Origin of the sequence: Streptomyces sp. NPDC058086, from assembly GCF_042885015.1 — a bacterium.
In the GTDB taxonomy this organism is placed as follows: Bacteria; Actinomycetota; Actinomycetes; order Streptomycetales; family Streptomycetaceae; genus Streptomyces.
Window position 1 is genome coordinate 76,430 of record NZ_JBHVST010000040.1, and the last position, 15,520, is coordinate 91,949.

16 protein-coding genes are annotated in these 15,520 nt (G+C 68.4%); all 16 read left to right on the forward strand.

Annotated elements, in window-relative coordinates; translation table 11 throughout:
• The first annotated feature begins 3 nt into the window (after positions 1–3).
• A complete protein-coding gene (locus ACFVWD_RS28415) occupies positions 4–942 on the forward strand; it encodes a carbon-nitrogen hydrolase family protein (protein WP_389600100.1) in 939 nt (312 codons plus the stop codon).
• Positions 939–1,727 (forward strand): carbon-nitrogen hydrolase family protein, encoded by a 789-nt coding sequence (locus tag ACFVWD_RS28420; RefSeq protein WP_389600101.1) that lies wholly within the window; start codon positions 939–941, stop codon positions 1,725–1,727. The genes ACFVWD_RS28415 and ACFVWD_RS28420 overlap by 4 nt, the downstream gene beginning before the upstream one ends.
• Position 1,728: 1 nt before the next feature.
• Positions 1,729–2,910: a tyrosine decarboxylase MfnA gene (gene mfnA, locus ACFVWD_RS28425; protein WP_389600103.1), complete on the forward strand. Its 1,182-nt coding sequence runs from the start codon at positions 1,729–1,731 to the stop codon at positions 2,908–2,910.
• Positions 2,907–3,761: a carbon-nitrogen hydrolase family protein gene (locus ACFVWD_RS28430; protein WP_351423406.1), complete on the forward strand. Its 855-nt coding sequence runs from the start codon at positions 2,907–2,909 to the stop codon at positions 3,759–3,761. The genes mfnA and ACFVWD_RS28430 overlap by 4 nt, the downstream gene beginning before the upstream one ends.
• Positions 3,758–4,537 carry an ABC transporter permease gene (locus ACFVWD_RS28435; RefSeq protein ID WP_389600105.1) on the forward strand — a complete coding sequence of 260 codons (780 nt, stop codon included), beginning with the start codon at positions 3,758–3,760 and terminating at the stop codon, positions 4,535–4,537. Before ACFVWD_RS28430 ends, ACFVWD_RS28435 begins: the two co-directional genes overlap by 4 nt.
• Positions 4,530–5,504, forward strand: a complete 975-nt coding sequence (locus tag ACFVWD_RS28440; RefSeq protein WP_389600107.1) for an ABC transporter ATP-binding protein — start codon at positions 4,530–4,532, stop codon at positions 5,502–5,504. Before ACFVWD_RS28435 ends, ACFVWD_RS28440 begins: the two co-directional genes overlap by 8 nt.
• Complete coding sequence (locus ACFVWD_RS28445; RefSeq protein ID WP_389600108.1) at positions 5,501–6,880, forward strand: coproporphyrinogen-III oxidase family protein; 1,380 nt, start codon at positions 5,501–5,503, stop codon at positions 6,878–6,880. Before ACFVWD_RS28440 ends, ACFVWD_RS28445 begins: the two co-directional genes overlap by 4 nt.
• On the forward strand, positions 6,870–7,574 hold the full coding sequence (locus tag ACFVWD_RS28450; protein WP_382080648.1) for a class I SAM-dependent methyltransferase: 705 nt from the start codon (positions 6,870–6,872) through the stop codon (positions 7,572–7,574). The genes ACFVWD_RS28445 and ACFVWD_RS28450 overlap by 11 nt, the downstream gene beginning before the upstream one ends.
• The gene (locus tag ACFVWD_RS28455; protein WP_351423420.1) at positions 7,574–8,413 is read left to right on the forward strand and encodes a carbon-nitrogen hydrolase family protein; all 840 of its coding nucleotides are present in this window, start codon (positions 7,574–7,576) and stop codon (positions 8,411–8,413) included. Before ACFVWD_RS28450 ends, ACFVWD_RS28455 begins: the two co-directional genes overlap by 1 nt.
• Before the next feature lie 6 nt (positions 8,414–8,419).
• The gene (locus tag ACFVWD_RS28460) at positions 8,420–9,913 is read left to right on the forward strand and encodes a B12-binding domain-containing radical SAM protein (RefSeq protein WP_389600110.1); all 1,494 of its coding nucleotides are present in this window, start codon (positions 8,420–8,422) and stop codon (positions 9,911–9,913) included.
• Positions 9,910–10,671: a DNA alkylation repair protein gene (locus tag ACFVWD_RS28465; RefSeq protein ID WP_389600112.1), complete on the forward strand. Its 762-nt coding sequence runs from the start codon at positions 9,910–9,912 to the stop codon at positions 10,669–10,671. Before ACFVWD_RS28460 ends, ACFVWD_RS28465 begins: the two co-directional genes overlap by 4 nt.
• On the forward strand, positions 10,668–11,708 hold the full coding sequence (locus ACFVWD_RS28470; protein WP_389600114.1) for a DUF4872 domain-containing protein: 1,041 nt from the start codon (positions 10,668–10,670) through the stop codon (positions 11,706–11,708). The genes ACFVWD_RS28465 and ACFVWD_RS28470 overlap by 4 nt, the downstream gene beginning before the upstream one ends.
• Before the next feature lie 15 nt (positions 11,709–11,723).
• On the forward strand, positions 11,724–12,137 hold the full coding sequence (locus tag ACFVWD_RS28475; RefSeq protein WP_351423431.1) for a pentapeptide repeat-containing protein: 414 nt from the start codon (positions 11,724–11,726) through the stop codon (positions 12,135–12,137).
• A complete protein-coding gene (locus ACFVWD_RS28480; RefSeq protein ID WP_389600116.1) occupies positions 12,134–13,921 on the forward strand; it encodes a carbamoyltransferase in 1,788 nt (595 codons plus the stop codon). The genes ACFVWD_RS28475 and ACFVWD_RS28480 overlap by 4 nt, the downstream gene beginning before the upstream one ends.
• 80 nt (positions 13,922–14,001) lie before the next feature.
• A complete protein-coding gene (locus ACFVWD_RS28485; RefSeq protein ID WP_389600118.1) occupies positions 14,002–14,988 on the forward strand; it encodes a BtrH N-terminal domain-containing protein in 987 nt (328 codons plus the stop codon).
• 198 nt (positions 14,989–15,186) lie between these two features.
• The coding region (locus tag ACFVWD_RS28490; RefSeq protein WP_389600120.1) for a hypothetical protein at positions 15,187–15,520 on the forward strand (334 nt) is incomplete at its 3' end.

A 15,520-nucleotide genomic window follows, 5' to 3' on the forward strand; every position in this document is an offset into this window, starting at 1 on the left:
CGTATGAGGGTAGCGGTAGTACAGACCCAATGGGTCGACGACCCTGAGGACGGCCTGCGCAACGCCCATCAGGCGATCGAGGACGTCTGCCGCGGCGGCGACATCGACCTGGTGTGCTTTCCCGAGTTCCTGCTCGGCCCGCCGTGGTACATGCCGGGGCAGGACGGCCTGAAAGGGCGGACCGACACACCGATCCCGGGGCCGGTCGTCGACGGCTTCCAGTCCCTGGCCCGCACGCTCGGCGTGCACATTCTGCTGGGCTCGATCGTCGAGGACACACAGGACGGCATGTACCGCAACACGTCCCTGCTGATCGGCCGGCAGGGCGTCATCACCGGACACGCCGTCAAGGCGCACGCGTTCGGCAACGAGATGGTGGTCTGCCGCCAGGCGGACTCCCTCGGCGTCATGTCCACCGAGTTCGGGAAGATCGGCATCGCCGTCTGCTCGGACTTCTGGATCCCGGAGGTCATCCGGATGCTGGCACTGGCCGGCGCGCGGACCATCTTCGTGCCGGGCGGAACGCTGGGGCAGAACCAGCCACTGATGGTGAACGCGCTGCGCACGGCGGCGTACCTGAACGACGTCAACATCGTCTACGCCAGTTCGGTCGGCGTCGTCCGCGGCAAACGCGGCGACCGGCTCGTGGAGATCCACTTCGCGGGCACCAGCCTGGTCGTCCTCCCCCAGGGCGTGATCGCACAGGCCGGCAGCGACAAGCCGGAGGTACTCGTCGTCGACATCGACGAGCCCGCCCCCGGCGACGGCCGCCGCTGGCAGCAGCTGCGCAGGCCGGAGGCCTACCAGAGGCTGCTCACCCCGTACGTCGGAGCCGACCGGGACCTCGCCGAGGAACTGCGGGCGAGCCTGACCGGGGGCGGCGGCCCGGACCGGGGCCGAACCGTCGCCGCGACCAGTGCCAGTGAGGGGACCCGTCCGTGACCATCTTCGTAGCGCAGCACGCCCGCCGGGCGACCCCCGAGGCGACGGCCGCCGCCGTGCTCGACGACCTGGAGAGCCGGGTGGGCCACGACGCCTCCTTCGTCGTCCTGCCCGAGAACGTCTTCACCACCGGCGACGACGTCTCGGCACTGCCGCAGCAACTGCGCGAGCGATGCCTGGAGCGCCTGACGGCCCTGGCACGGACCCGGGGCACCTACGTGCTCACCGGCTCCTGGCCGGAGGAGCGGCCGGACGGCGCCCTGATGCAGGTGGCCCGGCTGCTGGACCCGAACGGATCGGTGTGCGCCCAGGTCGAGCGGGAGGTCCTGCCCGACGGGACGACCGGCACCGGTGAGGACTTCCCGGTCGTCGAGACGCCGTTCGGCCACGTCGGCGTGCTGCTCGGCACCGACTTCTGGCTGGTCGAACCGCCGCGTATCCAATGCCTGGCCGGGGCGGACCTGCTGCTGGTGGCCGGGTCCCTCGACGGCACCCAGCAGGCCGCGCAGCGCGCCGCGGTGTGGGGCATCGCGACCATCAACACCGTCGCGGTCGCCTTCGCCGGTTCGCTGAGCGAGCGCTGCGGCGGGGGCAGCGCCGTGGCGCTGCCCGAGGGATTCGCCGCCGAGGCCGGCACCGACGAGGTCATCCTCCAGGCTCCCTGGGACGTCGAGAAGATCCGGCACCTGCGCGAACCCGATCTGCGCTTCCAGCAGACGCTCTGGTTCGGGCTGTGGGCACGCCGGACCGAGCTCTACACCGACCTCACGGTGCAGGGGAGCTGAGATGCGCAACGCCGGACTTCCCGCCTCCGACGTCCGAGGACGGATCGCGACCGAGCTGGCGGACGACGTGCCGTGGAACCGGGTGCTGAACTCCATCTGCACCGAACCCCACCCGCTGGGGGTGGAGATGGCGTCCGCCGCCGCGCACACCAATCTCGGCGACGTGCGCATCTTCCGCGGCACCAAGCGGATCGAACGCAAGGTCGTCCGGCTGCTGCTCGATCTGCTGGGCAACCCCGGCGGATCGGGGAACCTGGTGTCCGGCGGAACCGAGGCCAACCTGATCGCGATGCTGGTGGCCCGGGAATCGGCCCGCGCCCGGGGGAAGTTGACCGACCGGCCCGAAGTCGTCGTCAGCAGCACCGTGCACTTCTCCTTCACCAAGATATTCGGCCTGCTGGGCCTGACCCCGGTTGTCGTCCCGGTCGACGACGCCCTGCGACTGCCGGTCGGCGAAGTCGCCCGGCGCATCGGCGAGCACACCGTCGCGGTCGTCGCGACCGCGGGCAGCAGCGAGTTCGGGGTGGTCGACGCGGTCGACGAGATCGGACCGGCGGTGTCCGGACGGAACGTGCACCTGCACGTGGACGCGGCCACCGGTGGCTTCATCATCCCCTTCGCCCGCGAACTCGGCCACGACCTGCCCCAGTTCGACTTCACTGTCGACGGTGTCGACTCGATCACCATCGACCCGCACAAATACGGACTGGCCAACGTCCCGGCCGGCGCCATCCTGTTCAAGGGTGCCCAGGACGCCGGACGCTTCGCGTTCGACTCGTTCTTCGTCGACACGCCGGTGCACAACACCCTGCTCGGCACTCGCCCGGGCTCCGCCGCGATCTCGACCTATGCGGTGCTGGAGCACCTGGGGCGCGAGGGCTTCACGGACATCACCCGCACCAACTTCGAGGTGACCGAACACCTGGTGGCCGGAGTGCGCGCGGCCGGACACGAGTTGGCCATCGAACCGCAGCTGAACATCGTGGTGGTCAAGATGCCGCACGCGGTCCGGATCTCGCAGCTGCTGGAGTCCTGGGGCTGGATCGTCTCCACCTCCAAACGCTTCGGCGAAACCCTGCGGCTGGTCGTCACCCGGCACGTGACGGCAAAGATGGTGGACGAGTTCCTCCCGGTGCTGGAACGGGCGCGTGAACACGTCGCTGCCGAGGTGGCGCTGCGATGAGCCTCTTCCGCGGCCCCGGTACCCGGCTGGCCGCCCTGCAGATGCGGATCGAGCCCGGGCAGCGGGAGGAGAACCTGGCGCGGGCCGCCAAGCTGCTGTCCACCGCGCGGGAACGCGAGGCCGACCTGGCGTGTCTGCCGGCGACGTTCGCCACCGGCCTGAACTTCCCCACCCTGCGCACCGACGCGACCGCCGAGGACGGCCCGGTCGTGCAGTTCCTCGCCGAGCAGGCGCGCACCCTGGGGATGCACATCGCCGCGGGTGTGCTGCTGTCGGCCGGACGCGACGTCTTCGACGCCGCCGTGCTCGTCGGCCCCGCCGGTGAACCGCTCGGTTGGTATCGCCGCTCCTGCGTGTGGGCGGGCGAGTCCGCGTACGTCTCCACCGGCTCGCCGGGCGAGGTGATCGACACACCGGTCGGGCGGATCGGCCTGCAGGTCAGCTACGACCTGCGGTTCCCCGAGGCGAGCCGGCACTACCTCGCCCAGGACGCCGATCTCGTCGTCTGCGTGGCCAACCTCTTCGGCCCGTTCTCGCACCCCCTGCGCTCGATCTGCCGCGCGCGGGCCGCCGACAACGAGTGCGCGCTGGTCTTCGCCAGCGGCGTCGGGGAGAACCGCTTCGCGAACATGACCTACCTCGGTCACAGCATGATCGTCGACGGTCTGGTGCAGGACGCCCGGCAGGACCCGGAGGCGGACATCCTCGCCGAGGCCGGCCCGGGCCCGCACGAAACGGTGATCGACGCGGAAGTGCACTGGCGGCAGCGGCGCAGGGCCCGCGCCGCCCTGCCGTTCCACGACGACCTGCGGTCGACCTGGACCACGACCCACGGGAGCCGCGCTCGATGAGTGCCATGCGTGTGCAGCCGGAGTCCAGTTGGCTCGGCGACGTCCTCGGGCTCGTCGCCATCGACATGCGGCAGTTCTTCGACAACCGCCTGTTCGCGATCTCGACGCTGCTGACCTCGGTGTCGATGGTGCTGGCGTTCGGGGCGGCGACCGACCAGATGGTGAGCCCGGCACCGACGGCGGCCAACTACTTCGGATTCGTCTTCCCCGGCATCATCGGCGCCGGGATCATGTTCAGCTGCACCTACACCGTCGGCTACACGGTCATCATCGACCGCAACCGACGGACGATCGAGGACCTGATCCTCTCGCCCCTTTCGTACTCGGGGTTCCTGCTCGCCAGGCTCGTCGGTGTCGTGCTCAAGTGCCTGTTCCAGTTCGCTCTGGTGGTCGTGCTCGGCGTCGGCGTCTTCGACGCCCGCATCGAGTCGGTGCCGCTGTTCCTGCTCGGCTTCGTCACCGCGTGCACGGCCTTCGCCGGGCTCGGCATCCTCGTCGCCGCCTACACCAACGAGATCTCCTTCCCGGCGGTCGTGAACATCATCGTCATCCCGCTCATGTACTTCGCCGGGATCTTCTTCCCGCTCGGCAACCTCGGGACCCTGGGCGACGTCTTCGCCAAACTCCCGCTCGCGGTGCACGTCGAGATCTTCCGCGCCGCCACCTCGCCGGACTTCTCGGCCTCCGCCTCCTCGACAGCCCTCGCGGTGGCGTACTCGTTCCTGGCCGTCGGTATCGCCGCATGGTCATTCCGCAGGAGGATCGGCCATGGCTGACCCCATGAGCGCCGCCACACCGGTGCTGTCGGTCTCCCGGCTCGCCTATCGGGTGAGCCCCGACTTCGCGCTGCGCGGAGTCGACTTCTCGGTGGCCGCCGGCGAGGGCGTGGCCATCATCGGCACCAACGGCGCCGGGAAGACCACCCTGATCCGGCTCGTCGCCGGCCTGCTGCGCCCGGCCGCCGGCGAGGTGCGCATCTGCGGCACCCCGCCCCGCCGTTGGGGGCAGGTCAGCCGCCACATCGGCTACGTCCAGCAGGCCAAGGACCTGCCCGACGGCGTCACCGTCGAGACGTACACCAAGCACCAGCTCAAACTCCGCCGGGCCGATCCCGGCCGGTACGAGGAGCTGATCGCGCTGGCGGACCTGGAGCAGTACCGCCACCAGTACGTCCGTTCCCTGTCCGGCGGCAGCCAGCGCAAACTGCACGTCATCTGCGCCGTCGCACACCGGCCCGACCTGCTGATCCTCGACGAGCCGACCACGGGCCTGGACCCCACGGCCCGCGAGACGCTGCTGGAGCTGCTGCGGAGCCTGAAGAAGGACGGCGTCGGCGTGCTCTTCGCCAGCCATCACCGCGACGAACTCATCGCGCTGGCCGACTCGGTGGTGGTCCTGCACCAGGGCCACCAGGTAGAGGACGCCTCGCTCGACGCCGTCACCCGGTGGGGCGAGCGCTCCAGCCTGATCCTGGAGGCCTTCAGCGAGGCGCACCTCGCGCCGCTGCACGTCTGGGCCGAGCAACAGGCCACGACCCGCGGCCTGATCCGTGCCGTCCACACCGTCGAGCACGGCGTGAAGCTCGACCTGCCCGACGGTGATCACCAGAACACGCTGGCCGCGATGGTCGCGCGTGCCCACGCCGCCGGCCTTCCCCTGCGCTCCGCGTCCTACTTCCAGCCCACCCTGGCGGACGTCGTCCGTTCCATCGTCGATCAAGTCGAACTGGGGGACCCCTCATGAGCATCACCACCACGACCACGAGCATGCCGTTCTGGAAGGAATATCCCGAACGCGACAGCGAGTGGGTGCGGCAGTACCCGACCAAGCACGTGCCGGTGAACGAGGAGGAGGTGTTCGCCCGCAAGCCGATGGGGGTGTACGTCCACATCCCGTTCTGCAACCGGCTCTGCTTCAGCTGCCCGTACATCAAGCACCAGACCGACCGGGACCTGACCCGCACCTACCTGGAAGCGCTGAAGGCGGAGATCACCAACTACGCCGGCCGACCCTACATCCAGGACCATGTCATCACCCTCGGCTACATCGGCGGCGGCACCCCGACCGCGCTGACCGCACCGCAGCTCGACGAACTGCTGGGCCACATGTTCGGCAGCCTCAACGTCGAGGAGGACGCCGACTTCTCCATCGAGACCACCCCGGTCGACATCAGCGAGCGCAAGGCCAACGTCCTTCTGGAACGGGGCATTCGGCGCATCAGCCTCGGCGTGCAGACCTTCGTGCCGGAGGAACTGAGGGACATCGGCCGCCCGAACGACCCGGAGATGCTCAAGGAGAGCATCAGGCTGCTGCGCCGGAGCGGATTCGAGAACATCAACATCGACCTGATGCACGGCATCAACGGGCAGACGATGGAGAGCTGGGAGCACAGCCTCGACGTCGCCATCGACCTCGGGGTCACCTGCATCTCGTTCTACACGTACATGGAGTTCGCGCAGGTCTCCACCAAGCGCAGGAAGCTGCCGCCGGTCCCGGAGAAGGCCGTCGTCGACGAGATGTTCCTCTTCGCCGCCGACAAGCTCTCCAAGAGCGGCTTCCTGGGCTACTACGGCGACTGCTTCGCCAAACCCGGCTACCAGCCCAAGTACGGCGAGACGTCGTGGAGCGAGGACATCCCCATCATCCCGCTCGGCCCCACCGCGACCGGGCACCTGCGTGACCACTGGTACTTCAACGAGCCCGACATCGGCCGCTACATCCAGACGGTGATGGAGGGCCGGCTACCGATCTCCATGGGCAAGCACATCACCAAGTCCGAGGCGATCCGCCGCTCCATGGTCCTCGGCGTCAAGGCCGGCCGGGTCAACCGCGAGCGGTTCCGCCGCATCCACGGCGTCGACTTCATGGAGATGTTCCGCGCCGAGATCGACGACCTGGTCGAGAAGGAACTGATCACCGCCGACGAGGACGGCATCGAGGTGACCGGCCCCAAGGGCTGGTACTACCTGGACAACATCTCCAAGGCGTTCTACTCGCCGGAGTACCGCCGCTACCCGCAGCATCTGGGGGCGGACATCTCCAACTTCATCTCCTCGCAGCCGATCCCGCTGCAGATCACCGCCCGGCCCAAGGCCGAGGAGGTCGGCCATGACCACTGAGACCCGACTGCTCAACCTCAGCGACCGCGTGCCGCAGCCGGCACCGCACGACGACATCGACAAGGTGCGCTTCTACGACCTCGGCATGCGCCGATCCGCGCTGATGGCGTACAAACGGCCCAGCGACCGCATCCTGGCCCACGTCCGCGAGGGGATGACCGACCTGGTCGAGGTCGGCTTCAACACCGGCCTGCTGTCGCTGCACGTGGCCGGCAAACTGCCGGACCTGGCCGTGTCCGGGGTGGAGGAGAACCAGAACCTCGTCGACGTCGCCGAGGACAACCTGACCCTGGCCGTGTGGGCGAACACCGCGGGCGACGTCGAGTTCGAGATGGCCAAGCTGAGCCGGCTGCCGTTCCCGGACGACTCCGCGGACATCGTCTTCTCGTTCTCCTCCCTGCACCGCTGGCGCCGGCCGGTGGAGACGCTGAAGGAGTGCGCCCGTATCTGCAAACCCGACGGCGTCGTGATCATCGAGGACATGAACCGGCACGCCGAGGAGGGGCACATCACCTTCATCCTGCAGTTCGTGAAGGAGGGCGGCGAGGAGTTCATGCGCTCGCTGCAGGCCGCGTACACCCGTGAGGAGGCAGCCGATTTGCTCAAGGAGGCCGGCCTGACGGACTGGCAGGTGGTCGAGGAGGACCTCGGTCTGGTGATCTCCTCGCGTCCCCTCGAGCCGGTGAGCCTGTGATGCCCGGGACCTCCATCGCCGTCATCCAGATGGAGTCCAAACTCGGCAAGCCGGCCCAGAACCTGCGCCGGGCCGAGCACTACATCAGCGAGGCCGTCGAGCAGGGGGCGGACCTGATCTGCCTGCCCGAGGCCTTCTCCACCTCCGGCAACATCCTGGAGGTCGCGGACGTGTCGGTGCCCGTCCCGGGGCCGGAGACCGAGTTCCTGTGCGAGCAGGCCAAGCAGGCGGGCGCGCACATCGTGGCCGGTCTGCTGGAGCGCGGCGAGGACGGCAAGTACTACAGCACCTCGGTGCTGGCCGGCCCGGAGGGAACCCTGCTCGGCAGCTACCGGCGCGTGCACTGCCACGAGCTGGAGGCCCGCTACCTCTCCGGCGGAACGCAGTACCCGGTCTTCGACGTGGAGTTCGGGCGCATCGGCCTGATGCAGGGCTACGACATCAACTTCCCCGAGGTCGCGCGGGAGTACTGCCGCCGCGGAGTCGACATCATCGTGTGCTCCGCGCTGGTGCCCGAGATGTTCGCGTACGTGGCGAACATGCGCCTGCCGGTCCGGGCGGTGGACGCCGAATGCGTCGTCGCGTTCGCGTCCGGCATCGGCACCAACCTGTACGCGGGCTTCGGCTACATGGGGCGCAGCCAGATCCTGGCGGACCCGCTGTTCCTGGAGGCCGAACGCTTCGACTTCGTCGACGGCGACGAACGGATGGTGGACCTCGGCAAGGAGCCGGGCGTCGGCGTCGTCGACATCGACCTGGACCGCATGCGCCGCTACCGCACCAAAGCCACCCTGCGCGGCGATCTGAAACCGGCGACGTACTGGCAGCTCGGAGAGTGAAGTCCCATGCGAGTGCTGCTCATCTCCACCAACAAGATCCGGGTGCCGCGCCCGGCACTGCCGATCGGCATGGCCTACATCAGCGCCGCGCTCAAGCACGCCGGACACGACGTCGACGTCCTGGACCTGCTGTGGGAGTCCCGAGAGCTCAAGGCCGTCCGGGAAAGGCTGACCAGCAACACCTACGACGTCGTCGGCATCGCCGTACGCAACCTGGACAACCTGACCTTCATCGACCCGGTCTTCTTCGGCCCGATGACCGAGAAGATCGTCCAGTGCGTACGCAAGTACACCAGCGCCACGGTCGTCCTGGGCGGATCCGGCTTCTCGGTCGAGCCGCTGTCGTTCTTCGAATTCGCCCAGCCGGACTACGGCATCGCCGGTGAGGGTGAGGCCGGCATCGTGCAGCTGCTGAACTACCTTCAGGGCGGCGGACGCCGGGAGTCGATCTCGGGACTGTGCTACCTCGACGACGGCAAGTTCTGCCAGAACCAGTCCAACTCCGCTTTCGATCTGGGGGCGTTGGAGCCCGACCGGTCCGTCTACGACCCCCGGTACTTCGAGGAGGGCGTCTCGGCGGCCTCCGACCTCACCCGCGACCACCAGCCGGCCATCGAGACCCTGCAGACCAAGCGGGGCTGCAAGCTGTTCTGCTCGTACTGCATCATCCGCAAGACCGAGGGCAAGGGCGACCGGTTCAAGGACCCGGCCGAGGTCGTCGGCGAGATCCAGCGGGCCATGGCGGAGAACCCGGCCGTGCGGGAGTTCGAGATCGTCGACGCCACCTTCAACTACCCCATGGAGTACGCCGCCGAAGTGTGCGAGGAGATGATCCGCGCCAGGCTCGACGTGCCCTGGTACTGCCAGTTGACACCGAACGCGGTCACGCCGGAGTTCGTCGAACTGCTGCACGCGGCCGGCTGCATCCGGGTGGACCTCGGCACCGACGCCTTCACCGACGAAGCCCTGTCGGACCTGATGAAGGGCTTCGACATGGCGCGGGTCCTGGAGATCGACCGCCTCTTCACGGCCAGCCCGATCGAGCACACCCACTGCATCTTCCTCGGCGGGCCGGGGGAGACCCCGCAGGCACTGAGGGAGTCGATCCGGTTCACCGAGCGGTTTTTGAACCCGGCTCAGATCTACGCCAACCTCGGCATCCGCATCCTCAGCGGCACCAAGCTCCAGCGCCAGGCCGTCAAGGCCGGCATCCTGCGGGAGGGGCAGGGCACCTTCGTCCCCGCCTTCTACGTCGAGCCGGCGATCCTCGAGGACCGCGAGACGCTCGACTTCGTCCGCGACGCCTACCTCAGCCACAAGAACTGGTACCTGTGGTGGGGCCTGGGCGGGCAGAACCTGGCGGACCGCTCGAAGGACACCATCCGGGCCGTGGTCGAGATGCAGCAGGAGTACGACTACGTCATGCAGGGCAAGCCGCGCCTGGAACGCGCGCCGCGGCCGACCACCCAGCCGCTCAAACTCACGATCGGCACCTCATGACGGATGTCGCGGCGGCCGCCGACGTGTTGCTCAAGACGCTCGCCTCCCGGGCGGATCCGGAATTCGCGGCGGGCATGCAGCGGTACTTCCCCCACGACATCCGGGCGCTCGGAGTCGGCAACGCCGCCGTCGTCGAGATCGCCACCGACTACTTCCGAGCGCGGCGCGACGTCCCCGCGCCGACGCGACTGGCCCTGGCGGAGGCGGTGCTGGCGCGCGCCGAGTACCACGAGGAGGTGCTGCTGGGCTTCGCGGTCCTGCACAAGGTCGCCAGGACCGGATGCGGCGGCGAGCTGCTGGACCGCTGCGAACACTGGCTCGCGACGTACGTGTCCAACTGGGCGCAGTGCGACGACCTGTGCCTGAAGCTGCTGTACCCGTTCTTCCTCGGGCACCTGGACCTGATCCCGCAGACCCGGCGCTGGGTCGAGTCCGCCTCGCCGTGGGCCAGACGCGCCGCGAACGTGGCGGTCGTGAAGTTCGTCCGGCGCAAGGTGGGCCGGACGCTCTTCGAGCTGCCGACGTCGCACGTCTTCGGCAACTGCGTCCGGCTGATGCACGACGACCACGTCTACGTGCAGAAGGGCTGCGGCTGGCTGCTCAAGGTCACCGCCGAGGTCCATCCCGACGAGGTGGCCGAGTTCCTGCGCGCCTGGCACACCGACATGCCTCGCGACACCTTCCGGTACGCGGTGCAGAAGATGGACCCGCCGCTGCGCCGGTCCTTGATGGCACTGGGACAGGGGGTGACGCGATGACCGCGACCGGCCGCTACGTCCACCGGCGTGGCATCCACTGCGAGACGGCCTGCCAATGCGCCCTTCTCGCGGCCGCCGGACACACGGTGGACGAAGAGGTCGTGTTCGGGCTGGACGCGGGATTCGGCTTCTCGTTCTTCCCGGCCAACGGCAACGCCCCGGACATCGCCGTCGGCAAACAGGCGATCATGCCGCTCCGGGCGGCGCGGCTGATGGGCGTCGAGGTCACCCTGCACACCCCGAAGTCCGCCGCGGGCCTGGCCAGACTGCTCGAGTCGGCGCCGGCGGTCATGACCCGGGTGGACCTCGGTCTGCTCCCGTACTGGGGCCTGGACGGGCGCTCCTCCTTCGGCGGGTACTTCGTCAACGTCGTCCGCCCCCTGGGCACCGACGCCTTCGAGGTGTCGGACCCGGCGTTCGACGACCCTGTCTCCGTCACCGCGGCCGAGCTGCAGGCGGCCCGCACCAGCCGCGACTCGCCGCCGCTGAACCCGGAGGGGAAGGTGTACGTCTTCGGCGCGCCGCGCAGAACACCGCGGCTCGACCTCGTCGGCCCGGTGGCCGTGCGCAACCTGTGCCGCGAGATTCTCAGGCCCGGCAGCCGGAACCTGGGCATCCCCGGGATGAAGCTGCTGGCCACGACGGCACCGTCCTGGCCGCAGTCCAAGCACGGCGAGGTCGAGGACGTGGACCTGGCCGGCCAGGTGGTGCGCACCGACGCCCTGGCGCGCCAACTCCTGCACCTGGGAAGGCAGATCGAGTCGTTCGGCACCGGCGGCGGACTGTTCCGCCCGATGATCGGCCGCTACCTCACGCAGATGGCCGGCAGCACCGGCGACGCACGCTACGCCGACGCCGCCGAACGGTTCCACGAGAGCGGCCGGCTGTGGTCGACCCTGGGCTCCGCGCTGCTGGCAGCCGGGGCCACCGCCATGGCGCGCGCCGATCTCAAAACACTCGTGGACGCCGTGGCCGACACGGCACGGTCCGCGATGGACATCGAGAAGCGGGCGCTCACCGCGCTCACCACCCTGTAGCCGCGAGGTCGAGACATGCCCACCGAGGACGAGTCGGTACTGCTCCAGGGCCCCGAACGCTGGAACGAGCATGCCCGAAGGCGCCGGGCGCAGGGCCCGTTCCGGCCCGACCTGCGCAAGGCGGCGCTGCACGGCGCCGACCTGCGGGGCGCCGAACTCGCCGGCGCGGACCTCACGGATGCCGTGCTGAGCGAGTCGTATCTGATGTCCGCCGACCTCAGGGGCGCGAATCTGGAAGGCGCCAACCTGTGCGAGGCGTACCTCATCCTCACCGAGCTGAACGACTGCCGGCTCGTCGGCGCGAACCTGGACGGCGCGGACCTCAGCGGCGCCGATCTGACCGGCGCCGAACTGGATGCGAACTTCCGGCGGTCGGCCGTGATTTCGGACTACCTCACGATCTGGCCTGGCGAAAGGAGCCCCTCGTGATCATTCTGGGCTACAACGGATTCGGCAAGTCTGCGGAAATCTTCGGGCGCCTCTTTCGCGCCACCGGCATCGACCGCCACCTGCTGTACGGCCACGACTCCGCCGCCGCCCTCCTCATCGACGGGAAGCTGGTCGCCGCCGTCGAGGAGGAACGGCTCAACCGGGAGAAGAAGACCTCGAAATTCCCGGTCAACGCGATGCGCTGGTGCCTGGAGTCGGCCGGGATAACCTTCGACGACGTCGACACCTTCGCCTTCTCCTGGCAGTTTTCCCAGGATGTGCTGAACAAGATGATCGCCGAGATCACCGAGGACAGTACGGCGACCGTGGAGGCGAAGTTCGCCCGCCTGCAGCGCCTGGCCGAGACCCATACGGCGCTGTTCAGCGAGGCGGCGACCCAGGCCGACTTCCTCGAATACACCGGCCACCGGCTGAGCCCGGAGAAATTGGTCCGGGTCCCGCACCACATCGCGCATCTGATGACCGGATATCACCTCTCGGGCGGCGGGGACGCGGCATTCCTGGTCAGCGACGGCCGCGCCGAATGGCTTTCGTCGATCATGGGCGAGGTGCGCGACGGCGAGACGAAGATCTTCGACGACGTCACCATCGACTCACGGCACTCGCTGGCGATGCTCTTCTCCGTGGTGACGCGCTACCTCGGATTCGTCCCGAACAACGACGAGTACAAGGTGATGGGGCTGGCCGGCTACGGCCCGCCACCCGAGCCGAACCCGTTCCTCACGGACGTGGTCGAGGTCTGCCCCGACGGCACCTACAGGATTCCCTATCCGGCCAACGCCGTACCCGCCTACTACGAACTCTTCGACCGCGTCTTCGACGGAGACCCGGAATGCCGGGAGGAGTTCGACTACCGGGTCCGCGTGGCCAGTGCGGCACAGCACATGCTCGAGACGGTGACCGCCGGACAGATCCGCACCCTCGAAGCCCGCAGCGACCTCCCCCGCGTGATCTTCGAGGGCGGACTCGCCCTGAACTGCGTCAACAACAGCAAGCTGCTGGAGCGTTCACGCTTCGCCGAGTTGGACGTCAGCTTCGGCGCCAGCGACGTCGGCGTGGCCATCGGCGCGGCCCTGTTCGCCGGCCGGCAGGCCGGCACACCGCCCCGGGCCGGCAGGTCACCGTACCTGGGCCCGAGCTACGGCGACCAGGAGATCCAGACGGCCCTCCAGCAGTACGCCGACCAGGTCACCTGGCGGGAACTGGACCCCGAGGACGTGCCCCGGGAGGCCGCGACCCTGATGCAGGAGCGATGCGTCATCGGATGGTTCCAGGGGCGTCTCGAGTACGGGCCGCGCGCCCTGGGCAACCGCAGCATCCTGGCCAATCCGAGGTTTCCCGACATCAAGGACATCATCAACGAACGCATCAAGCACCGTGAGCAGTTCCGGCCCTTCGCCCCCGTGGTCCTCGAACACCTCGCGCCCGACGTCTTCGAACTCGGCAAGAAGACGTCCTCGCCGTACATGACCTTCGTGGTCCCGGTGCGGCCCGAGTACCAGGAAAAGATCCAGGGCGCCTGCCACGTCGACGGCACCTCGCGGATCCAGACGGTCACCGAGGACAGCAACCCGCTCCTCGCCGAACTGCTGCGTCAGTTCACCGAGCTCACCGGGATTCCTTGTCTGATCAACACCTCGTTCAACGTCGCCGGCGAACCCATCGTCTGCTCACCCGCCGACGCTCTGGCCTGCTTCCTCAAGACGGAGATGGATCATCTGTTCCTCGGCAACTTCCTGGTCTCGCGTACTTCGAGCGAGTGAACGCCTTTCCGGCCCCGGACGCCAACCGCCCTTAAGGAGGCTGCGCTACGATCCACGCGGAGAAAGGGAGAGGTGAACAAGTGTCGCTTTTAGAGGCAGACCCGTTCGTCGGTAAACACTGCGAGTCGACCACCCTCGTGAATCTGCTGCGGCAGCAAGAGATCGACTTGTCGGAGTCGCTGGTCTTCGGCATTGCCGGTGGCCTGTCGTTCATCTACTGGCGGACGAAGCAGATGCCGACGCCGTTCGTCGGCGGCCGCATCAAGCCCGACACACTGTCCGCCAATCTCGCCGACGCGCTGAACCTTCGGCTGTCCGTGCACGAGACCTCCTCGGTGAAACGGGCGAGGGAACAACTGCTGGAAGAGCTTGAATCCGGAACCGTCGTCGGCCTCAAGCTCGACCGCTACCTCCTCGACTACTCCACCGACGACTTCCGGTTCGCGGCACACTATGTCGCCTGCGTCGGACACGACGACGACCGTTTCGCCCTGGTCGAAACGCAGCCACTCGGCCTGCAATGGGCCACCGGCGAATCCCTCACGACCGCACGCAACGCGCGCGGCCCGATGAGTTCACGCAACCGCGCATTCACCCTCACCCGTCAGAAGGGCGGCCTTCCCGATCTCGGGAAGGCCGCCCGCAAAGGCATCAAAATGGCGGCGGAGAACATTTTGAATCCTCCGATTTCCAACTTCGGATACAAGGGCATGCACAAGGTCGCCGACCTCATGCCGCAGTGGCTCGACGACCTCGACTCGCCTGCGGACAGCCTCCCCGAGATCAGCACGATCATGGAAGACGCGGGAACGGGCGGAGGCCTGTTCCGCGCGATGTGGGCGGACTTTCTGGCGGAGACCGCCGAACTCACCGGCGTCGGCGCCTTCCAGGAGATCTCGGACGCCTACCGCGAGGTGTCGAAGAAGTGGACCGGGGTGGCCGGGCTCCTGCACGAGGCCGGAGTCGCGTCGTCGCGGGAATCCCTCCACACCGCGTCAAAGTTGGTGCATGAGGCCGCCGAGGAGGAGCAGCACTTGATGAGTCGTCTCATGGAACTGTCGAGCTGAGACCCGCGCCTCCGGCCCACAGAGGGACACCCCACCAGCGCCCACCTCGGCCAGGCCCTCACCCCGTAGCCCGCACCGCACCAGCACGCCGACCGGGGCCCTCCACCACGGAGGACCCCGGCCCCGTGTGCACGTGTGGGCACCGTGGCCATGGGCGCGGCTTACCGGGATCCACTGGATCCTGACCAGCTGTCACCCGTGAGCGTCCGGGCCCGCCGAGAGCATCTCGCCGGCGGCCGGCAGACCCCCGGGCAGGCGCGGATCACCGGCCTCCTGGACCGCCGACCCGAGTCGCGAACCGGGAAGCCCGGCATGCGGGCCTGGTCCGCTCTGGCCGCACTCGACGACTGCGCGGACGCCGTCGCGGACGAGGACCCCAACGTCACCTCGCAGCTGCTGACCCCCGACACGGTCACCCTGTCAGGTCTCCCGGTGCCCGCTCAGAACAGTTCTAGGTCCTCGCCGCTGGTGTCCGCGATGACTGGCCGGAACTGGGCAGGGAGGCCGTCCAAGCGGTCAGGACCGGCCGCGG